Raw genomic sequence first — 22807 nt, forward strand, 5'->3', positions numbered from 1 at the left:
TATACTACAACCGCCGGGTAATTAACGCGTGATCGCGTACAGCGTACCGTCTTTTGCCTGAATCAGCAGTTTGCCGTCAGCCACAACCGGATCGGTCAGGAAACCAGAGCTGTCGACTTTTTGCTGTGCAACAAAGCGGCCGTTATCCGGATCAATCCAGTGCATATACCCTTCGCTGTCGCCTACCACCAGGCTGCCGTTGTACAGTGCTGGCGCGGTCAGCAGACGGTGCAGCAGATCGCTTTGCGTCCACAGGGTCACGCCGCCTTCAGTGCTCAGCGCCAGCAGACGGTCGTTCTGGTCAACCATATAGATACGGTTACCGTCCACGATGAAATCATTTACAGAACCCAGTTCACGTTTCCACATGATCTGGCCGCTGCGCAGATCCAGCGCGGTCAGGTTACCGTTATAGGCCAGCGCGTAAACCACACCGTCTACAATGACCGGCGTTGTGTCGACGTCGCTCAGACGGTCAATTTCCGTTGAGCCTGTAGCCTGAGAGATACGCTGCTGCCAGATCATCTGACCCTGCTGCATCAGCACGGCACTCACGCGACCGTTATCACCGCCTACAATTGCTGCACCGAATGCGGTAGCAGGCGCAGATTCACCGCGCAGAGAGAGCGCAGGCATGTCAAGGTTAACGGTCCATTTCACCAGACCGTCCGCTTCGTTCAGCGCCTGCAGCTGGCCGTTGCTGGTATGAATCAGCACCAGGCCGTCGCTCACGACCGGGCGAGACAGGGATTCACCGGCCACGGTGGTTTGCCAGGCAATGGAGCCGTCGCTGGTGTTCAGGGCATAAACCTGCGCCTTTTCGCTACCCACGTAGACATGACCACCGGCAACCGTCAGGCCGCCAGACAGCAGTGCAGGTTTACGGGAGAACCAGCCATCTTTTTCCGCCAGGTTAACAGACCAGACTTCTTTTCCGTCATCAGCATTGACCGCTTTCACGGTACCTTTACGATCGGCGGCATAAACAACGCTGTCCGCAAAGGCCGGATGAAGGTTGGAATAAAAGTCACCAATACCATTACCAACGGAGACATCCCACGCGGTAGAAGGGGTAAACTGGTTTTCAACCGTCGGCAGTGGGGACATTTTTACAACGTCTTCTTCGCCACTGAACAGTGAACAACCACTCAATAACGTAACAGAAAGCAGTCCTGGCAGAAGTAATTTACGCAATTGCATCGGGTCCCTCTCAGACGGACAAATTATTTATTTTCATCTGCATCATTTCGCTCAGCGCAGGTGAAGCTTTGCTATCCACGCCAGCTTGCCACGCTTTACGCGCGCCCGCTTTGTCACCTTTGCTCAGCAGCGCTTCACCGCGCAGATCGGCAACGATGGCAGCAAAACCTTCGCCTTTAACGGTATCGAGCGTTTTCAGCGCATCGTCAGCTTTTTTCTGCTGAACCTGAATACGTGCCAGGCGCAGATTAATCACTGCTTTCAGGTTTTCATCGCTGGCAGCAGCAAGACCCTGAGTCAACTGAGCAACAGCTTTATCCAGTTCGTTCTTATCAACGTACTGCTGAGCCACTTCCAGCGCAGCCAGCGCGCCGTAGGTGTTTTTGTTGTCAGCAGCAAATTTCTCTGCCGCAACCAGCGTTTGTGGCTGATCGGCACGGATCGCGCTCACGGTATTTTCATAGGTCAGAGACGCGCCGCGCGCGGTATCCGCCTGATGATTGTTCCAGTAACGCCAGCCAATCAGCGCGCCCACACCTAAAATCACCCCAACAACCAGCGCTTTGCCGTTCTCAACAAAGAAGCGTTTAATCGCGTCGACCTGATCGTGTTCGTTCTCGTAAATTTCCACGCAGTCTTTCTCCTTAGCCCAATAGAGTGCGCAAATGCGCCGCAACGCCGTCCTGCGTTACCGTTGTTTGCTCACCAGAGCGCAGGTCTTTAACTACCACTTCGCCGTTAGCCACTTCGGACTCACCCAGCACCAGTGCAATACTTGCGCCCCACTTATCGGCACGAGCAAACTGTTTTTTGAAGTTGCCGCCGCCATGATTGGTCATCAGCTTAACGCCCGGCAGCGCATCGCGCACGCGTTCGGCAAGCTGCATCGCCGCAGACTGCGTTTCCGCGCCTGAGGCCACCAGGTATATATCGACAACGGAATCTGCTTTAAATTCCGGATTAACAGCCTGAACTAACAAAACAAGTCGCTCAAGGCCCATCGCGAAGCCAACGCCAGGTGCTGCACGGCCACCCAGTTGCTCAACCAGACCGTCATAACGACCGCCGGCACACACGGTGCCTTGTGAACCGAGGCTGGTGGTCACCCACTCAAACACGGTGCGGTTGTAGTAGTCCAGGCCGCGCACCAGACGCTGGTTCACGGTGTAGGCAATGCCCGCCGCTTCAAGCAGCTTGCACAGGCCGGTAAAGTGTTCGCGAGACTTGTCGTCCAGGTAGTCACCCAGTGCAGGTGCATCATTCAGCAGCGCCTGCACATCCGGGTTTTTGGAATCCAGCACGCGCAGCGGGTTGCTGTACATGCGGCGTTTGCAGTCTTCGTCCAGCTTGTCTTTATGCTGTTCCAGGAATGCAACCAGCGCATCGCGATAGTTCGCACGCGCTTCCAGAGAACCGATAGAGTTCAACTCCAGCGAAACGTGCTCAGCAATACCGAGCGCGCGCCACCAGCGGGCCGTCAGCATAATCAGTTCGGCGTCGATGTCCGGACCCTGCAGGCCAAACACTTCCACACCCAGCTGGTTGAACTGACGATAACGACCTTTCTGCGGACGTTCGTGGCGGAACATCGGGCCGATATACCACAGGCGCTGCTCCTGATTGTACAGAAGACCATGTTCGATGCCGGCGCGTACGCAGCCCGCCGTCCCTTCCGGACGCAGAGTCAGGCTGTCGCCGTTGCGGTCCTCAAAGGTGTACATCTCTTTTTCAACCACATCGGTCACTTCGCCGATCGCGCGTTTGAATAACGGGGTCTGCTCTACAATCGGCAAACGGATTTCGCTGTAACCGTAGCTGCCGAGCACCTGCTTCAGTGTGCCTTCAATGCGCTGCCAGATGGCGGTTTCGCCAGGCAGGTAATCGTTCATGCCGCGGATGGCTTGAATGTTTTTTGCCACGTTTATTCTCTTTCTATATACAAAAAAAACCCAAAGAATGGGTTCAATCATACATGGGAAGCGGCACGCTTCCCATCACGTTATTTTTCAACCTGCTGAACGCTGATACGCTGTGTCTCGTCCATCATCGCGGCTTTAGCGCGGATGCGAGCTTCGAGCTGGTCGATCATGTCACTATTATCCAGACGATCTTTACGAACGCCATCTTCATAGAGACCACTTTTCTTGTTACCGCCGGTCACGCCCAATGTGGACACCAGCGCTTCACCCGGACCGTTCACCACGCAACCGATGATGGAGACGTCCATCGGGGTGATGATATCTTCCAGACGCTGCTCCAGGGCATTCACCGTACCGATCACATCAAATTCCTGACGCGAGCAGGTTGGGCAGGCAATGAAGTTGATCCCACGCGCACGAATACGCAGTGATTTCAGGATATCGAAACCGACCTTGATCTCTTCTACCGGATCGGCCGCCAGCGAAACGCGCAGGGTGTCACCGATCCCTTCAGAGAGCAGCAGTCCCAGACCGATCGCGGATTTGACAGAACCGCTACGCAGGCCACCCGCTTCGGTGATCCCGAGATGCAGAGGCTGATCGATCTGTTTTGCCAGCAGGCGGTACGACTCCACCGCGAGGAATACATCGGACGCTTTTACGCTAACTTTGAACTGATCGAAGTTAAGACGATCGAGATGATCGACATGGCGCATCGCGGATTCGAGCAGCGCCTGCGGCGTGGGTTCACCGTATTTTTCCTGCAGATCTTTTTCCAGCGATCCCGCGTTGACACCGATACGGATAGGGATATTTTTGTCACGGGCGCAGTCCACCACCATGCGGATGCGCTCTTCGTTACCGATGTTGCCCGGGTTAATACGCAGGCAATCAACACCGTATTCGGCCACTTTCAGCGCGATACGGTAGTCGAAGTGGATATCCGCTACCAGTGGAACGCTAACCTGCTGTTTGATCAGCTTGAACGCCTCTGCGGCATCCATGGTGGGCACGGAGACGCGAACAATGTCCGCGCCTACACGCTCTAATGCTTTGATTTGGTTGACCGTTGCTTCCACGTCCGTGGTGCGCGTGTTGGTCATCGACTGAACGGCGATGGGTGCTCCATCGCCGACTGGCACATTCCCAACGTAAATCCGTTTCGATTTTCTACGTTGAATCGGAGCCTGGTTATGCATGAAAAATCTCCCGCGTTGCCCGTCTGTTACTGTGCTGCTGATTGTTCGGCATTAACGGTAAGACGTGCAACCTGGTTAGTTCTGATAAAGCGGCTCAGGTCGACAGGTTTTCCTTGATACTGGATCTGTACCGCTGCCGGAGCGCCGATTTTAAGTTTGTAAGGTGCCTGACCCGTTAGGTTTAACGTGCCATCTTTCCGCTGCAGGCCGCTAAACAGTTTTTTACCTGTCGCGTCAGTGACTTCCAGCCAGCAGTCGGCAGTGAAGTTCATCACCAGCGCGTTTGGATCGGCTGCTGGTGCGGCAGTAGCCGCCGGGTCGGTTGGCAGGGATGCCGCGGTATTGTCCGCTGGCTGAGTCGCCGCAGGCGCGTTCGCCGCAGTATCAACATTCGCCTGAGAAGGGGCAACGACCGCGTTCTGATCCTGAGCCTGAGGCGCAGCAGTGTTAGCCGTGGCTGCCGGAGCCTGCGCCGCATCGGTTGCCGGAGCCGTTGTTTGCGGCTCGCTTGAGGTGGCTGCACCGTCGGTGTTCAGCGGGACGCTCTGAGCGCCACCATTCCCTGCCTGATTGAGTTCAGCAGAGGATTGATCGGCCATGGTGGTGATCTCTTCCTGCTGCGCCTTATGGTTTTGCCACCACCACGCGCTGGTCAGGCCGATCACCACAAACAGCACCAGCCAGGTAAAGCTCATCAGCCAGCCATCACGTTTTTTACGACGTTTCCCCAGGGAGAAAGTTTGCATCGGCGCCACTTTCGCTGCGCGAACCGGTGCCTGCTTCTCCATCATTGGCAGTAATTCGTTTTCGGGGATGTGCACCAGTTTTGCGTAAGAGCGGATATAACCGCGCAGAAATGTTGAAGCCAGATCGGCAGGCGCCTTATCTTCTTCAATATCGCGAACCGTGGAAACCTTCAGGCACAAGCGTTCTGCAACGGCTTGCTGGCTGAGTCCGAGTTGTTCACGGGCGTTGCGAAGACGAACGCCAGTGGAGAGTGCTTCATGTTGGTCGTGAGTGGCTTCAGTATTCATTCGCTACAACTACTGGTACGTGAAAAAAAGGGTTCAGGTGCCGGTGAGTCACAATGCCACCCGCACCGCGAAACTTCAGGTCAGTTAACCTTGAACAGACAGTATAAGACTGTCAGCCCGGAGATGACAGTACAGCCCTGCCCGAACGGCTAAACTGTTGTTACGTCGTTACATACTGCCCGAAAGTCGGATGAAACGCACCGTAATTATTGATCAGTCTTCACGAATCTGACTGATTATTCAGTAAGATTATGCATCACGGCGCAGATAATGCGCCGTGAGTGCATAATAATCAAACAGCTTTGACCGCAATCGTCTCACCCTGCATGCGTTTACGCAGGGTACGTTTGGTTCGGTCAATGACATCGCCAGCCAGTTGTCCACACGCTGCATCAATATCATCACCACGGGTTTTACGCACGATAGTGGTGAAACCATACTCCATCAGTACCTTGGAGAAACGGTCGATACGGCTGTTCGAACTACGGCCATACGGCGCCCCCGGGAACGGGTTCCATGGGATCAGGTTGATTTTGCATGGCGTATCTTTCAGCAGCTCAGCCAGTTGATGCGCGTGCTCGGTACCGTCGTTAACGTGGTCAAGCATCACGTACTCGATGGTGACGCGGCCCTGGTTGGCGTTGGATTTCTCCAGGTAGCGGCGCACGGCAGCGAGGAAGGTTTCGATATTGTACTTTTTGTTGATCGGTACAATTTCGTCACGAATTTCATCGTTTGGTGCGTGCAGGGAGATAGCCAGCGCAACGTCAATCATGTCGCCAAGCTTATCCAGCGCAGGGACAACGCCTGACGTCGACAGCGTCACACGGCGCTTGGACAGGCCAAAACCGAAGTCATCCAGCATGATTTCCATTGCCGGTACCACGTTAGTCAGGTTCAACAGCGGCTCACCCATCCCCATCATCACCACGTTGGTGATAGGACGCGTACCGGTCACTTTTGCCGCACCGACGATTTTCGCCGCACGCCAGACCTGGCCGATAATTTCAGAGACACGCAGGTTACGGTTGAACCCTTGCTGTGCGGTAGAGCAGAATTTGCACTCCAGCGCGCAGCCCACCTGGGAGGAGACACACAGCGTGGCGCGGTCTTCTTCCGGGATGTAGACGGTTTCAACGCGCTGATCGCCTACGGCAATCGCCCATTTGATGGTGCCATCGGCAGAGCGCTGCTCTTCCACCACTTCCGGGGCGCGGATTTCAGCCACTTCTTTGAGCTTGTTACGCAGCACTTTGTTGATGTCAGTCATTTCATCAAAGTTGTCGCTGCAGTAGTGGTACATCCATTTCATCACCTGATCGGCACGAAACGGCTTCTCACCCATATCTTTAAAGAACTCGCGCATCTGCTGACGGTTCAGGTCCAGCAGGTTAATTTTTCCATTTTTATTGGGAACCGCAGGAATGGCGACTTCGGAGGTATTCACTAATTCAGACATAATATTTTCCGGCCTCGTTGTTACACGTTGTGGCCCCTGGAGGGTTGAATAGAAACGCCCCGGACAGCGGTCTGCTCATCCGGGGCGTTGCATTGTACAAAGTCTGGCGCAGGGATGCCACGTTTGCACGTGGCATTTACGAAATTAATGTGTAAACGAAACCGTTAAATTAACGGGTGCGTGGACACACTTCGCCTTCTGCGAAGAAGAAGGCGATTTCGCGTGCAGCAGATTCAACGGAGTCAGAACCGTGGGTGCCGTTCTCGGTGAAGCTGTCCGCGTAGTCAGCGCGCAGGGTACCGGCCAGCGCGTTGTCCGGGTTGGTTGCACCCAGCAGATCGCGATGGCGCTGTACTGCATTCTCGCCCTCCAGCACGGATACAACGATAGGACCGGAGGTCATGAACTCAACCAGACCGTCAAAGAATGGACGGCCTTCGTGCTCAGCGTAGAAACCGCGAGCCTGCTCAACGGTCAGGTGCAGCATTTTGGTGCCAACAATTTTGAACCCTGCTGATTCAAAGCGAGCGAAGATGCTGCCAATAACGTTTTTTGCCACCGCGTTTGGTTTGATGATGGAAAAAGTACGTTCAATAGCCATGATAACCTCTGTCAATGTTCTGTTGTTTTGCATACCTGAGTATGGTGTGGCGCGGATTATAATGAGCAATAGCGCCATTGCCTATGGTTCTGCATAACATTTTTTTAAAATGAGACGAAGATTAGCAACAGGATGAATCGCGCATAGCGAAGTGATGGCGTGAACAGAGCGGGCAGTGCTTTTCATCCATCCTGAATGACCAGAAATGACGATGACACGTCAGGCAAACAGCCTCACTGGCAGGCGTCACGCTGCTTTTCGCTCTCTGTTCTGTCTGCGTTATGCTTATCGCGCCATGCTGACACACCGCTTCGCACCCCCCACACCCGGTACAGCGTCCGGTTTCCACCACCAGCGTGGCATTCTCAAAACGAATTGCGTTTTCCGTGCAGCTTCGCCAGCATGCCCCACACAACATACATTTTCCGATGTCGAGAACGATATCTGACTCACTAAATCCTGCGAATGCCCTGCGCAGCTGACGCTGGCCCGGCACGACGTTACAGCGGCGCACATCCTCCCGCGGAACATACATAAGCGCACGGCGGGCAATATTCACCTCGTTGATCGGGTCAGGCTTAAAAGCCCATACCGCTTCACCCCGTCGACGAAGCACAAGATTAAGCCGGGCAAGCGCCAGTAACCAGGCCGGGTAGTGTTCCGCTTCAATACTGATAAAACGCACGCCGTGTTGCGCGTGCCATAGCAGCAGCTCATTCACCCCTGGGGCATGTTCAGTAAAAGGCCCAACGAGGGTATCGCCACGCAGAAAGCGTTTTCGCGGCGTGATGTCGGTAATGGCCTCGGTGGGACAGACGAACAGGCAATCACCGCAGCCTATACAGCGCTGTTCATCAACCGAGAGGCCCATTTCAGTAAAAGAAAAAACCTGCGCGGGACAAACGTCCGCGCAGGCACTGCAGGCAGCATGGCGAAAACGGCGACGCACGCACGCATGCGTCACCTCTATCGCCGGGGATAATGACAATTCGCCCATCAGCCAATACTGAAGAAAACGAAGCGCAGCATAAGCTCACCCACGATCAACAGCGCACTGCCCAGCAGCATTGGGCCTCGCGCCGCTTTCAGACCGCCCGCGGCAAAGCACAACATACCTGCAACCGAAACGCACCAGCTCAGCAGATGTACCGTGCGCAGTTGCTCCAGCATCTGCAACGGTGCGTGAGGGAACGTCACCACGGTGTTATCCATGGTCACAATGTCTGCCAGCCAGACGGGCTGCATGACCAGACGCACAAGCACCAGCAGCGCGACAATGACAACCGCCGCACGCACGGAAGTTTGGCAGCGCAGCCCAACGGCCATGCAGGCTGAACCTATGATCCCCACCGAGCCGATGAACAGCACCAGAGTGTTAATGTGCTGCCAGGTCACCACCGACGTATGCATGTAGATCTGCGCCATGCAGAACACATCCACCAGCCCGGCAACACCGGCCACAACCAACAGCAGCTTCCAGCCTGGTTTTTTGGCAAACATCAGCAGCGTCGCAAGGCCCAGTGCCGCAAGGTAAAGGCTGGCAAAGACGATCTCACGGCTCAGCCAGGAGCTGGAAACATGGCGCAGCGCGTTAAGGGCGTTGAGCGGATAGCCCATGTGCAGCGCCGAGGAGAGAAGCCCCAGACTGGCCAGGACAAACGCCCCGGCAGCGGGCAGCAGCAGACGAGAGTGCGATGCACGCGCCTCGCCAAACGCCAGCCAGAGGGTCACGCCTACCGATCCCTGCAGGAACAGCGTAAATATCAGCAACGGTAACTCATGCATGACGCTTCCCCTCTTTCTCTGCACCCTGATGCGCTTTGATTACCAGGTTCGGTTTTGTGATGGAAGAATCAGGCAAACCTTTCACATCGCAGACCGCGCCGTATTTCTCCCGAAGTTCATCAATGGGTCCGAATTTGATCGCTTCGAGTGGACAGGTCGCCACACAGGCTGGCTGCTTCCCCTTTGCCTGGAGATCCACGCAAAAATCGCATTTTGACATCTGTCCGGTCTGCTCATTGAGCTGCGGCGCGCCGTAAGGACATGACCATGCGCAGTAGCCGCAGCCAACGCACTTGTCCGTATCGACGCGCACGATGCAGTCGCCCGGACGCTTGTGCATCGCGGTAGTCGGGCAGTTTTTGGTGCAGACCGGGTCCGCACAGTGGTTACAAGAAATAGAGAGCGTGTAAGCAAAAACGTTATTGCTGACGCCCCCCTGCCCGGTTGGGATGAAATTTCCGCCATTGACTTCATAAACGCGGCGGAAACGACGTCCAACCTCAAGGTTATTTTTATCTTTGCACGCCACCTGACAGGCCTTGCAGCCCGAACAGCGGGAGGAGTCGATATAAAAACCCAGCTGTTTATCGCTCACCGGCGCGTAGTGTTTAAACTGACTCATGCTTTCGCTACCTCCACCAGCATGGTTTGATGAGAATTCCCTTTCGCAAGCGCGGTAATACGGGCTGAACTGAGGACGTTCGCGCAACCGCCTTTATCAATACCCTGCTCGTCCGGCTGCCACCAGGCACCTGCCTGCATGGCAACGACGCCTGGAATGATGCGCGGCGTCACCTCGGCCGGGATTTCACAAATGCCACGCGCGTTATGGATGCGCACGGTATCACCCTGCGCAATGCCGCGCTTTTGCGCATCCTGCGGGTTAATCCACAGCTTTTGCTGCTGGGCTTCAATTAACCACGGGTTAGCATATTGGGTTGAGTTGGCACGGTTTTTCCCTTTCCAGGTAATCAGCTGAAGCGGGAAAGTTTTCGCCAGTTCATCTTCCGGGCCTTCATGAGCGGGAACGTAGTGCGATAGCGCCGGAATTTCCGGGTGATGCATGTCGTACAGACGCTTCGAGAAGATCTCAATCTTCCCGGACGGCGTCGGGAACGGATGATTTTGCGGATCGCGAATGTTGTCTTCAAAGGCAACGTACGGCGCGCTTTTGAAAAGATGCTGACGCGTTTTCTGTAGCGTCGTGAAGTCCGGCAGATTTTCCTCCGGCATCGCCAGCCGCGTCTGCTCCCAGATGTGCTCAATCCACGCTTTTTCGTCACGGCCCTCGCTGAACGCGGGTTCAATGCCGAGCTTCGCGGCAACCTCACGCAGCCAGTCGTAATCTGAACGGCGCTCAAACTCAGGCTCAATCAGCTTTTCCGACAGGATCAGATAGCTCGCGGTCCCCCAGGTTTCGCCAATATTCCAGCGCTCCATAAAGCTGGTTTCCGGCAGAAGAAGATCGGCGTATCTGGCGCTCGGCGTCATAAACAGATCGCTTGCGACAATAAACTCGATTTTCGACTCGTCTTCCAGCACGCGGGTCGCCTGATGGAGATCCGGATTCTGGTTAGCCAGGTAATTGCCGGCCAGCGAGAACAGGATGCGGATATTGCTGTCCAGCTTGTCAGCCTCTTTCAGACCAACATCCGCCGTCACCTGAGAAGCATCGTCGGCGGCCTGCACCCAGTTCATCACCGATATTTTGGCTTTTACAGGGTTATCCGGCATTTCGGGCCCAACGGCAAATTTGCGGTTAGCGCAGCCGCCATAGCCTGCCGCCCAGCCGCCTTTTACGCCGACGTTACCCGTTAGCGTCGCCAGTAACGTTGAGCCGCGCGCGGTGCGCTCGCCGCAGTTGTGACGCTGCGGCCCCCAACCCTGGATCAGTGCAGCAGGTTTAGTATTTGCGTAGTCGCGAGCCAGCTGACGGATAGTCTGCGCAGGCACATGGGTAATTTTCTCGGCCCACTCAGGGGTTTTCGCCACGCCGTCTTTTGCCCCGCTCAGGTAAGCCATCAGGGATTCATTGGCCGGAACGCCTTCCGGCATTGATGCTTCGTCAAAGCCCAGGGTATAGCGCTGAATGAAGTCGCGATCGTGCAGATTCTCTGTGACGATCACGTACATCATGGCATCCATCAGGGCATTATCAGTGGCAGGAAGCAACGGGATCCACTGTTCGGCAAGGGAGGAAACCGTGTCTGAATAGCGCGGATCGACAACGATAAAGCGGGTGCCGTTTTGCTTCATCTTCTGGAAGAAGTAGTTGCTGTGACCAAAAATCGTCTCCGTCGGGTTATGCCCCCAGAGGATGACCAGTTTCGTATCAAGCAGTGTATCCAGAGAACTGCCGCTGGCGGCGGTGCCATAGGTATACGGCGTGGCTGCCGCCGTGTTGCCCATACTGACCGAGTGATAGCTTTCGAGGTAGCCGCCGGTTAAGTTGAGCAGACGACGAACCATTTTATCGCCGGAAAACGTTCCGCCAGAAACTGCGGTACCCACATGAACATAGCGTGAAGCCGCACCGTATTTTTGCGTAATCGTTTTTAATTGATTCGCAATCAGCGTCGTGGCTTCATCCCAGGTAATACGTTCGAATTTTCCTTCGCCACGTTTACCTGTACGCTTCATTGGATATTTAAGCCGATCGGGATGATAAACAAATTTCCGATACGCTCTGCCACGAACGCAGGCACGCATAACCGGCATCTGCGGATCCAATGCATTATCCGGGCGCGTGGAAATTCGGGTGACGACGCCTTCGCTGACGTGAGCTCGAATATCACACTTCCCCCCGCAGTCAAACGTGCTGCAGGTTTGCACCACTTTTTCTTCCGGCGCCGCACGTGTAGCCGCGGCGTCCTGGGCCTGTACGTTGCGGGTTGTCACAACAAGCGGAAGGGCGGCAAGCGCCGATCCTGCCTGAATAAAATGACGTCGGGATATCTCGGGAATAAAACCCTCTCCCTGATTTTTATTTTTTTTCATTGCTCGTTCCTTCAAATAAAAACGCATTCTCGTTTTTTTTCAGGAACGAATGTTGATAATTATCAAGCTAACGCTTTAGGGGTAAAACTTAACGGCCCAGCTCGAAATTTACCGTCGCCGTTTGTCCTGCCTCATCCATCACAAATAATTGATAATTACCCGGCAAATATAATTTTAATGAATAATTATAATTCCGTCCTTTTAACGGTTCTCCGTTTAAAAACCACCAGCGCTCACCTTCTCCACCTGTCGTACTGACAGAAAGCGTCACCTTTTCTTCACCCGGGAGTCGCTTAATCACGGCTCCCTCTCTGATTCCCGAAATCATCAGCGGTGCCGCATTGTTATTATCCAGAGGCGGACAGACTGTTGATTTCGCAGGAAGACGCGCCGCCCTTTTTTCTGCTGCAGGCAGCCACGACTCCAGCGGCAGCGGCCAGACATCGAGGATTTTCTCCGTGGCATCCGGGCAATCTGCTGCAACGCGCTTACCCGTTTTATCAAGCCAGACCGGGAAACGAATGCCGCGAATACCTTCCTGTTCCGGTAAAAGCAGCGTAGGCGGCTCACTTCCTTCCAGCAACCATGTGGAAAGGCGACGCCGACAGTTTTCACTGCCTTCCGGCAGCGACTGACCGCCAGGCCAGCAGATCACACCCTGCCCGACGCTCTCCGGACGCGGATCGCGCGGCAGGCGGGCTTCGTCTACCGTCGAGCGAGACTGAAGCAGGTTATTTACCTGATTCAGGAGCGGCACCGCGCTGGCAAAACCAAACTGCCCGGCCACGGGCGTGCCGTCCGGTCTTCCGGTCCAGATGCCAATGACGTAACGGGCGTTCAGACCTATTGCCCAGGCATCACGGTAGCCGTAGCTGGTGCCGGTTTTCCACGCCAGCGGCGCAATTTGCGGTAGCGCACTGTCCGGCAGCGGCTGCGCCTCGTTGGCGAGAATACGGCGAATAATCCACGCTGAACCTGCCGATAACAGCGGGCGCTCAACAAGCGCGTCGCCAGGCTGGAAGCGCAGCCTTCCCGCCTTGCCGTGTCGGGCAAAGGCGCTATAGGCAGCGGCGATATCGGCCAGCCGCGCGCCTGCACCTCCCAAAATCAGCGACAAATTCGGTTGTGCCCCCGCAGGCAGGATCAGCGGTAGCCCGGCATTGCTCAGCATTCCGGCAAAACGCTTTGGCCCGTAGGCTTCCAGCACCTGCACCGCCGGCAGATTGAGGGAGCGTACCAGCGCTTCACTCATGCTGACCGGCCCGTGGAAGCCGCTGTCGAAATTTCCGGGGCGATAATCACTGGTTTTTCGAGGAACGTCCTGAAGCAATGAGGCGGGATGGATCAGGCCATCATCCAGCGCCATACCGTAAATAAAGGGTTTCAGCACCGATCCCGGCGATCGGATCGCATTGACCATATCAACATGGCTAAATCGACTGTCGTCGTTAATATCCACCGAACCGACCCAGCCGCGCACTTTCATATCCGTATGATCCACGACGATCATCGCCAGCGAGCTGCGTGCCGGCAGGCGGGATTTCCAGTTCATCGCCAGCTCTTCCAGCTGTCGTTGTAGTCCGGCATCCAGCGTGGTGACAATTTTTGTGTCGCGGCTTTTGCCGAGCATCATGCGAGCAAAAAGCGGCGCCAGCTGCGGCATCTGACGGGGAGCCAGCCATACCGGCTCTTCACGGGACTCTTTTACCTGTTTTTCTGACCAGACGCCCTGGGTCATCATGCGGTCGAGCACTTTATTGCGTGCCGCTTCGGCCCGCTCCGGCCAGCGGTCCGGGCGCAGACGACTTGGTGCCTGCGGCAGTACGGCCAGCAGCGCTGCATCGGAGTAGCTAAGCTGCGAAGGTGGTTTCCCCAGATAGGTCCAGCTTGCTGCCCCTACCCCCTGCAGCGTGCCGCCAAACGGGGCACGGTTGAGATACAGCGTAAGAATATCGCGTTTGGAGAGATGCCACTCCAGCTGCATCGCCCGCCAGAGCTGACGGATCTTTCCACCGAAGGTGCGCGGATGCGGATCCAGCAGGCGCGCCACCTGCATGGTAAGCGTACTTCCCCCCGAGACCACTCTCCCGGAGGTGAGATCCTGCCAGGCGGCGCGCATGACAGAGAGTGGGTTTACGCCGGGATGATCCCAGAACCAGCGATCTTCATACTGGATTAGCGCCTCAAGATAGCGGGGAGAGACCTCTTCAATGGTCACCGGATAGCGCCAGATGCCCTCCGCGTCAGCAAAACGCCACAGCGGCGTGCCGTTCTCATCCACCACCACCCGGGCGGGGTTAACCTCTTTCAGAGGTAACGGCCACAGGCGGTCGGCGGCGAAAACCAGCCCCCATAAAATGAGAAGCGCTCCCGCCAGCCAGAGCCAGCGGGAGCGTGTCAGACGTGCTTTCAGCATATTACGGAACAACAATCAGCGGGCCGCTGGCCGCACCCGTTGCCCGCCACTGCGGAACGTACATAGACTCCACCATCGGGACCGGCACCTGGTAAGTTCCCGGTGTGACGGCGCGCGCCAGGTAAACCAGCGTGACCGGCTGACCTTCGTTGACCGGCACAGCGGCCACAAAGCGGTCGTCGCGGAACTCCATATGCTGAATATCCGCCTGCTGCATCTGGCTCAGCAGGTTTTGCACCTCGCTGCCGCTGTCCTGCAGGCTGGCGCTGCTGCTCGCCAGGTTCTGGTTTTCCAGCTCCAGACCCGCCGGGAGAAGATCCACCACCAGCGCATCCGGCACGTTCTGGCTGGCTTTCACCTCAAGCCACACCAGTACCAGTTCACCACTCTTCAGAGATGAGAGCGATTTACTGCTGCCGTCGGTTGCCAGGATATGACGTTCAATCTGCAGCACGTTCGAGCTCGGCTGAGGCGCATATTCCGGATAACCCGTGCTGTCCAGGCGAACCCACAGTGGCGAAGTGCCGGTATTGGTCACCTGCAGCGCACCAAGCTGGTCGCCGTTGACGTTTTGTACCAGCGATGTATCACCGCCTGAGGCGGTATCAGACAGCGAGGTTTTCGCCTGCCATGCACCTGACAGAGTTTGCAGCGAACGTCCGGCCAGGAAGAGGGCATTACTCTCCTGAGTAGACAGCCAGCGCTGGCTGAAAGCCTGTTCAGACAGCGCATTCAGCAACGTATTTTGCGCATCCGGCAGCAGCTTGTACTCTTCCAGCAGGGAGAGCATCAACGCGTTATCGCGCAACTGACTACCGTAATCGGCCATCCAATTTTTGCTGTCGTTACGCGGCGTTTTGAGCGCCAGGTCCAGTGCCTGCTGGCTGCGTGGGGCATCGCCCATCAGTTTGAGCGCCATACCCAGCTGCATCAGCGGCAGCCCGGAAGCAGCCTGAGCGTGACGATCCCAGATTTCGCGCAGCGCACCCAGAGGTGCTTTTTGCTGGCGCGCCAGCACCAGAGCGGCATAAGCCTGTACGGCAAATTTGCTGGCCTGGGTGTCGTCGCTGTAGCGAATGGACATCATGCCCGGATCCTGCAGGTAGCGCAGCAGGCGGCTATTGGCGTAATTTACGGCTTCGGCAGGCACGCTGTAGCCTTGCTCGCCTGCACGCACCAGGAAGTCAGTGACATAGGCGGTTAACCAGTACTCTTCCGGGCCGTTTTTATCCCACAACGCAAAACCGCCCTCCTCGCGCTGCATCTGCAGCAGACGCGAGATCCCAATATCAATGGCAGCACGGCGCTTGTCATCCGTGTCGCCCTTAATACCAAGCGCGGTGAGCTGCGCCGCGTTGGTGTAGAGCGACGGGAACAGGCCACTCGTGGTTTGTTCCAGACAGCCATACGGATACGCCTGCAGTTCACGAATATAGCGAGCCAGGTTTAGCGGTGGTTTACCGCTCAGCAGGAGTTGCCCCTGCAGAGTGGCTGGAGAGAAACCGCTACTATGCTGCGCCGGTGCGGTCCAGGATTCACCCGGGTTCAGCATCGCTCCGGTATTGACCGTCTGTGCCGGGAATGCCGGACGTACACCGATTTTCCAGCTTTTCTGCTGCGGTGCGAAGGTTTCGCCCGGAAGCTGCAGGCCGGTAACCTGTGCCGTCACCTCACCGTCGCCATAGCCTTCCAGCGCACGTACTGGAATAAACAGGGTGCTACGCGCGCCCGGCGGCAGCTGAACCGGCTGCGGCGGCGCGCCCTCCAGGGACAGTTTGCCTGTCGCAGTCAGGGCAACGTTCAGCGTTTGCGGCTGGTCGGTCAGGTTGGTCAGATCCAGCGTCAGGCGCGAGGTATCTCCACTCGCCAGGAAACGCGGGGTGTTCAGCTCGGTAATGACCGGTGCGGCCACCACAACCTTGCTTTCACTGCTGCCAAAATCATCTTCCGTCCAGGCCTGTGCCATCAGGCGCAGCTCGCCGTTGAAGTCTCCAATCGGCAGCGTAACGGTACCTTCCCCGTTAGCATCCAGCGTAACCGGCTGAGCCTGCTGGGCAATAATGGTGACGTGGTTCACCGGCGGTTTGCCGCCGCGCTTCAGTTCATCGCCATCACCGCCGAAGCGCAGCGCCGCCATGCGGCCCTGTCCTTCAATGACCTGGCCGTAGATATCGTAGATATCCGCGCCGTAGCGCTTCTGGCCGAAGAACGCCTGCCACGGATCTGGCGTAACGTAATCGGTAATGTTCAGCACGCCGCTGTCCACTGCCGAAGCCAGCACGTTCACTTTCTGTGGAACCGCCCCCTCTTTCACGCTGGCTTTCACCTTCACAGAGAGCGTCTGATTTGGCCGCATTTTCTGCGGGTTATCGAGCGCAATGTTCAGGCGACGATTTTCGTCTCCCATCGGCAGATGCAGCAGACCAACCGCGCGTTTCGGCGTAGCGGATTTCGATTTATCCCCAGGGCGCACCACCAGTGTGCTGAGGTAGAGATCGTGACGTTTCCAGGCTTTATCGACCGGAATCGAGAGATCGAGCCCGTTTGCCGGTACGTCGATCTCTTTCCACCACAGCGGCCCTTCGCTGGATTCGATCATGGCATAGCCCTTGCCTGCGGCGGGTGCAGCGATATGCAGCTGGATGGTATCGCCTGGCTGATAAGCGGGTTTATCCAGCTTCAGCGTCACGCGGTCAGGGCGTGCTGCCCCCGTGCCATCGCTGTTATCCTGCCAGCTGTATCCCGCCCAGAAGCGCACGCTACTGACCATCTCATCAGGCGCTTTCACCTCCAGACGGTATGAGCCCCACTCCACCGGGAAAGTGACCTTGCCGGTTTCATCGGCCTTGAGGCTAAGCTCCTGTTCACCTTCAACCAGATCTTTTTGATCGAACTGAGACTGCCAGCCTTCGCTCTCAGACCAGTTCCAGAAGTAGTCGCGGCGCTCGCGGATCAGGCGCACCTGTAAGCCTGATACCGCTTTTTTCGCCCCGCTGGCATCGGCATAAACGATGTCAAAGCTGGCATTACCGTTTTCGTCAACAATGGGTTGGTTGACGGTGGTATCCGTGCGGTAGTCGTATACGGCCTTGCTGGCGAACTGAGGACGGATACCCGGCAGTTCAGCCGCCGGCCAGATGGCCTGCTCAGCGCGACGCGTCACCGGGCGACCGCCCGACTCCAGCAGGCTGGCCTGCAGGATCAGCTGTAGCGGCGAGTGCACTTCTTTCCACTGGCTTTCAGTCGTAACCTGCCCGCGCCCCTGTTCGTCCAGCGTAAGCTGCACTTCATCCAGACTGCGGCTCAGGTTTTCCTCAGCGATGTCCCCAAACTGGAAGCCTGGCAGTGCAGGCACGGCCTCACGCAGTGGGCGGAGGAAAAGCTGGCCCTGCAGTGAATTCCCATTAGCCGGCGCACCGTACAGGTAATAGCCTACTACGTTAAAGTCCACGTCATCCTGCGGGGAAACCGGTGCTTTTTGACCCGTCAGATTCAGCGCCATACGCTCAGGCATGAAATCTTCCACGTGGAAATCCCACAGACGCTGCTGGTTATCACCTGTGTTCGCGCGGATATGCCACATGCCGGTCTGCGCACCGCTATCCAGCGGATAGTTAAAACGATAGAGCCCGTTTTCTGGCTTAACGACCATCGTGCGCGCCACCTGTCCATCCGGACGCAACACGTCAAGCTTCACAGGCTGGTCGGGGAGCGGCTTTCCGTCGCTGTCGCGCAGTAAGCCATTGAGGATCACGGTTTCACCCGGCCGATAGAGATCGCGCGGACCAAACATAAAGAACTGCTTGCTGTAGCCCGGATTACCGGCGATATCAAACTCCGCCAGGTCGAGCGCCGGAAGTTTGAGATCAAGCAGCGTGGTCTGGCCATCTTTGCTCGCCAGAATCAGCGCGACCTCTTTGTCGGTTTCAAGCGTCGCATGACCGTCCGCATCGCTTTTCGCCTCGGCAAGGGTCTGCCCTTTGTCATTCAGCAGCGTGACGGTGACACCGGACTGCGCCGCACCGTTTTCCAGACTCTGGGTAAAGATGTCCAGGCGGTTGTGGTAACGGTGAGCGGATAACCCGACATCGCTCAGGGTAAAGAGGGTTGCGGCATTGCTGTAGTTGTAGTGTCCGGCTTGGTTCATGACCGCGATATAGACGCCAGACTGCTGGAGCGGCTTGATATCCTTGAGCGGCAGGAGCAGTTTTTCACGGGTATTGCGCGCCGGATTGAGATCAAAGCGACCGGTATAAACCAGTTCCGCCATCTTCAGCAGGTTGTCGGATTCCCAGTTGGTCAGGGAGTTACGGTACTCCCACTGACTGACAAAGGAAGCCAGCGATTCCGGCTTCACGCGGTAGAAATTGACGTCCACATTGTTGACGTTGAGCGCCATCACCGGCAGCCCTTCCACCACTTTGCCCGGCAGCAGCGATCCGCGGCTGGCAAAACCGACCGTCGGTTCGACATCCCGGGTGGTGATCGCTTTTTCATAATCAATGTCGAACGTTGCTTTGTTCAGCGCCTGTAAACCACGTTCGACGGTGACAACCAGATTACGGTTGGGCTCCAGATGACGCAGGCGAAGCTCTTTCAGGTTAGGCGCAAGTTCCCACGCCCCGTCAACCTTGCCACTTTTCTTATCCACGACATGCACTGTTTTCGCGAAATCCTGGTCGGGATTCAACGGAACAGAGAAGGTCAACACCAGCGTGGCGGCGCCGTCCAGCTGTACTTCAGAGGCATCCAGTAGGGTTAATGCTTTGCCCTGGCTCTGTGCCGCCAGTTTTGCCAGTTTTTCTGCATCAGGCTTTTCAGCCGCTTTCGGGGTTGATGTGGTGGATGCTGCGGGAGCCGCAGTCTGAGATTTATCGTCGCTGTTGTCACAGCCGACAAGCGTAAATGTGGTAAGCAGCGCGAGAGAGATCGCGGCTAAGCGAAACGGTTTCATCCTTTGTCCCTGGCCTGAGGGGGCCTGTTGGTCGTCGTCCGGATAAGTATTATCCGCAAGTTTCGTTAATACAAAAAGTCCAATTTTAGAATCTGGAAAGCGCCTCGTAGAATCGCCATGTCCGGCGGCGTGGAGGTGGAACCGCGATCACAGAGCATAACGTCACATGTTACCTTTCACGTCATTTGTTTTTAAAACAATAAGATAGCTGGATAAAAGCATCAGGAGCCTGCTAGTTTTATGACCATGACGCACCCCGAGTGCGCGGTTCAATAAGAGAGAAAGCCATGAAACGAGCCGTGAACGCCCTACAAAATTTTGGAAAATCATTGTACGGCCCCGTACTTATCTTACCGATCGTCGGTCTGTTTATCGCCTTTGGTAACGTATTGGGTAACGGCAACCTGGCCGAGTACCTGCCGTTTCTTGGCCATCCGCTCATTCAGAGTATCGGCCAGCTGATCGCCAAATCCGCCGTGTCGGTGCTGGTCAACCTGGCGCTGGTGTTTGCCGTCGGGATCCCGATTGGCCTGGCAACGCGCGATAAAGGCTACGCGGCGCTGATTGGTCTGGTGACCTTCGTGGTGTTTATCAACGCCATGAACGTAACGTTACAGCTTCAGGGTGAGCTGGCGCCTGCCGGGCAGATGAAAGCCGCGGGTCAAAGCATGGTGCTGGGCGTTCAGGTGCTGGAGATGGGTGTTTTCGCCGGGATCCTGACCGGGGCGCTCTCCGGCTACCTTTACAACAAATATTCCGGCGTACAGTTTAACGGTGCGATGGCGATTTACTCCGGCCACTGCTTTGTCGCGATTGTGATGCTGCCCGTCTCCATGCTGCTCGGCGTGGTAATGAGCGAAATCTGGCCGTACGCTCAGCACGGGATTAGCGCGCTGGCGCTGGCCATTAAAGGCTCAGGTCCGTTCGGCGTAGCCATTTACGGTTTCCTTGAGCGCATTCTGGTACCGACTGGCCTGCATCATCTGGTTTATACCCCGTTCCTCTATACCGAACTCGGGGGACGCAGGAGGTGTGCGGCGCAACCTATCAGGGCGCGCGCAATATCTACTTCGCCGAAATGGCCTGCCCGGAGGCGAAGCAGCTCAGCAGCACCGTGGTGTGGGACGCGCGCGGCATCAGCAAAATGTTCGGCCTGCCCGCCGCCGCGCTGGCGATGTATATGACCGCAAAACCGGAACGCAAAGCCGTTGCGAAAGCCATTTTGATCCCGGCGGCGCTGACCTCGCTGCTGGTCGGCGTCACCGAGCCGATTGAGTTCTCCTTCCTGTTCGTCGCGCCGCTGCTGTTCGTGGTTCACGCGGTGCTGACCGGCATCGGCATGATGCTGTTCTCGCTATTTGGCGTTCACGCCATCGGTGCCAACGGGATCATTGATTTCATTCTCTACAACCTGCCGCTCGGCACGGAGAAATCTAACTGGCCAATGTACATCCTGGTAGGGCTGATCATGTTTTCCCTCTACTTCACGGTGTTCCGCTTCCTTATTCTGCGCTTCAACATGAAGACCCCAGGCCGTGAGGATGAGGATCAGGAGACACGTCTCTACAGCAAGCAGGAGTACCAGGCGAGGGGCAATAACGACGGGCTGGGTGAGTCCATCGTAGTGGGCCTCGGCGGCAGGGAGAATATTGAGGTTGTGGATAACTGCTATACCCGCTTACGCGTCACGGTGAAGGACGTCGACATCATCGACGAGCCGCGCCTGAAAGCGACCGGCGCGAAAGGGGTCATCAAACAAGGTAACAACGTTCAGGTGGTCTACGGGCTGCATGTCAAAAAAATGCGAGAAGCCGTTGAGACGTTTCTCTGAAAGGAGCTAAAGATGTTTACACCCCCCTTTATTCTGTCGATTGCCGGTGGCGGCAGCACCTACACGCCGGGTATTGTGAAAAGCCTGATGGTACGTCTGCATGACTTCCCGCTGGCCGAAATCCGCCTCTATGACATCGACGAGGCGCGTCAGAACACCATCGCGCCGGTGGTTGAGAAAGTGATTCGCGACCACAGTGAAAGCATCAAATTCACCGTCACCACTGACCCGGAAGTGGCGTTCAGCGGCGCACATTTCGTCTTCGCCCAGATGCGGGTCGGTCAGTATAAAATGCGCGAGCAGGATGAGAAGATCCCACTGCGGCACGGCGTGGTCGGCCAGGAGACTTGCGGTCCCGGCGGGCTGGCGTACGGACTGCGCACGATCCTGCCGATGGTCGAGCTTATCGATCGGGTGGATCGCTACGCACATGAAAAAGCCTGGATCGTGAACTACTCCAACCCGGCAGCGATCGTGGCGGAAGGCGTGCGCCGCCTGCGCCCGAACGCGCGGGTGCTGAACATCTGCGATATGCCCGTCGCCGCAATGCGCAATATGGGTGCCATTCTGGGCGTGGATCGCCACAAGCTGGAGGTGGACTATTTCGGCCTGAACCACTTCGGCTGGTTTACCCGCGTGCTGGTGGACGGCGAAGACAAGCTGCCCGAACTGCGCAAACATATCGCGAAGTTTGGCCTGTTGACGGAAGACGCCGCTAAAACCGATCCGCAACATTCCGATCCCTCCTGGGTGAAGACCTGGCGCAACATCAAGCCCGTCATGGATAACTTCCCGGAGTACCTGCCGAACCCGTATCTGCAGTATTACCTGATGCCAAACCAGATTGTGGAGCATCAGAACCCGGACTATACCCGCGCTAACGAAGTGATGGACGGGCGTGAGAAAAAACTCTTTGCTGCTGCGCAAGAGTACAAGCGCACCGGGATCCTGCCGGATGCTTTCCACGTGGGCGTCCACGGCGAGTTTATCGTCGACGTGGCCTGCTCGCTGGCCTTTAACCTGCGCAGCCGCCATCTGGTGATGGTGGAAAACCGCGGGGCGATTACCAACCTGCCATACGATGCGATGGTGGAAGTGCCCGCCTATATCACCTCCGAAGGACCAGAGCCTGTGCGCATCGGTCGGGTGCCGCTGTTCCATCAGACCCTGCTGCAACAGCAGCTGGCATCCGAACAGCTGCTGGTGGAGGCGACCATCGAAGGCAGTTATGAGAAAGCCCTGCAGGCCTTCACCCTGAACCGCACCGTGCCGACCATGGCGCACGCGAAAGCAATTCTGGATGAGATGATCGAAGCCAACCGCGACTACTGGCCCGCGCTGCAAAAGGCCTGGCAGAATGGCGAAACGGTGAAAAAATAGGGGCTTGCTCGCGAGTTGAACGTGGTTTGCTT

Annotated in this window: 14 protein-coding genes and 1 pseudogene; 2 read left to right on the top strand and 13 right to left on the bottom strand. The window is 56.6% G+C overall.

Annotated features, from left to right (window positions below; translation table 11 throughout):
* Positions 1-21: 21 nt before the first annotated feature.
* The 13 genes from bamB to G0034_RS17125 form a co-directional block, all read right to left on the bottom strand.
* Complete coding sequence (gene bamB, locus G0034_RS17065; protein WP_014884807.1) at positions 22-1200, bottom strand: outer membrane protein assembly factor BamB; 1179 nt, start codon at positions 1198-1200, stop codon at positions 22-24.
* A 10-nt stretch (positions 1201-1210) separates the two neighbouring features.
* Positions 1211-1831, bottom strand: coding sequence for a YfgM family protein (locus tag G0034_RS17070; protein WP_014884808.1), 621 nt, complete (start codon positions 1829-1831; stop codon positions 1211-1213).
* Between the two features lie 13 nt (positions 1832-1844).
* Positions 1845-3119, bottom strand: a complete 1275-nt coding sequence (hisS, locus tag G0034_RS17075; protein ID WP_179121127.1) for a histidine--tRNA ligase — start codon at positions 3117-3119, stop codon at positions 1845-1847.
* An 80-nt stretch (positions 3120-3199) separates the two neighbouring features.
* Positions 3200-4318, bottom strand: coding sequence for a flavodoxin-dependent (E)-4-hydroxy-3-methylbut-2-enyl-diphosphate synthase (gene ispG, locus G0034_RS17080; RefSeq protein ID WP_023337626.1), 1119 nt, complete (start codon positions 4316-4318; stop codon positions 3200-3202).
* A 26-nt stretch (positions 4319-4344) separates the two neighbouring features.
* Complete coding sequence (rodZ, locus tag G0034_RS17085) at positions 4345-5352, bottom strand: cytoskeleton protein RodZ (protein WP_179121128.1); 1008 nt, start codon at positions 5350-5352, stop codon at positions 4345-4347.
* A 292-nt stretch (positions 5353-5644) separates the two neighbouring features.
* Positions 5645-6811, bottom strand: coding sequence for a dual-specificity RNA methyltransferase RlmN (gene rlmN, locus G0034_RS17090; protein ID WP_014884812.1), 1167 nt, complete (start codon positions 6809-6811; stop codon positions 5645-5647).
* 169 nt (positions 6812-6980) lie between these two features.
* On the bottom strand, positions 6981-7412 hold the full coding sequence (gene ndk, locus G0034_RS17095; protein WP_003860625.1) for a nucleoside-diphosphate kinase: 432 nt from the start codon (positions 7410-7412) through the stop codon (positions 6981-6983).
* A 121-nt stretch (positions 7413-7533) separates the two neighbouring features.
* Positions 7534-8409: a 4Fe-4S binding protein gene (locus tag G0034_RS17100; protein ID WP_179121129.1), complete on the bottom strand. Its 876-nt coding sequence runs from the start codon at positions 8407-8409 to the stop codon at positions 7534-7536.
* Positions 8409-9197, bottom strand: a complete 789-nt coding sequence (locus G0034_RS17105) for a dimethyl sulfoxide reductase anchor subunit family protein (protein WP_179121130.1) — start codon at positions 9195-9197, stop codon at positions 8409-8411. Before G0034_RS17105 ends, G0034_RS17100 begins: the two co-directional genes overlap by 1 nt.
* Positions 9190-9819 (bottom strand): DMSO/selenate family reductase complex B subunit, encoded by a 630-nt coding sequence (locus G0034_RS17110; protein ID WP_179121131.1) that lies wholly within the window; start codon positions 9817-9819, stop codon positions 9190-9192. The genes G0034_RS17105 and G0034_RS17110 overlap by 8 nt, the downstream gene beginning before the upstream one ends.
* Positions 9816-12194 (bottom strand): DMSO/selenate family reductase complex A subunit, encoded by a 2379-nt coding sequence (locus G0034_RS17115; RefSeq protein WP_023338670.1) that lies wholly within the window; start codon positions 12192-12194, stop codon positions 9816-9818. Before G0034_RS17115 ends, G0034_RS17110 begins: the two co-directional genes overlap by 4 nt.
* Before the next feature lie 88 nt (positions 12195-12282).
* Positions 12283-14610, bottom strand: coding sequence for a peptidoglycan glycosyltransferase PbpC (pbpC, locus tag G0034_RS17120; RefSeq protein ID WP_179121132.1), 2328 nt, complete (start codon positions 14608-14610; stop codon positions 12283-12285).
* Position 14611: 1 nt separating this feature from the next.
* Positions 14612-19564, bottom strand: coding sequence for an alpha-2-macroglobulin family protein (locus G0034_RS17125; RefSeq protein WP_179121133.1), 4953 nt, complete (start codon positions 19562-19564; stop codon positions 14612-14614).
* A 287-nt stretch (positions 19565-19851) separates the two neighbouring features.
* Between G0034_RS17125 and G0034_RS17130 the strand changes: the two are divergent.
* Together G0034_RS17130 and G0034_RS17135 are read left to right on the top strand one after the other, a co-directional pair.
* Positions 19852-21395 (top strand): annotated as a pseudogene (locus tag G0034_RS17130) (PTS transporter subunit EIIC).
* A gap of 12 nt (positions 21396-21407) precedes the next feature.
* Positions 21408-22775 (top strand): 6-phospho-alpha-glucosidase, encoded by a 1368-nt coding sequence (locus G0034_RS17135; RefSeq protein WP_023331083.1) that lies wholly within the window; start codon positions 21408-21410, stop codon positions 22773-22775.
* Positions 22776-22807 lie beyond the last annotated feature (32 nt).

It is taken from the genome of Enterobacter sp. T2, from assembly GCF_010692925.1.
Lineage (GTDB): Bacteria > Pseudomonadota > Gammaproteobacteria > Enterobacterales > Enterobacteriaceae > Enterobacter > Enterobacter kobei.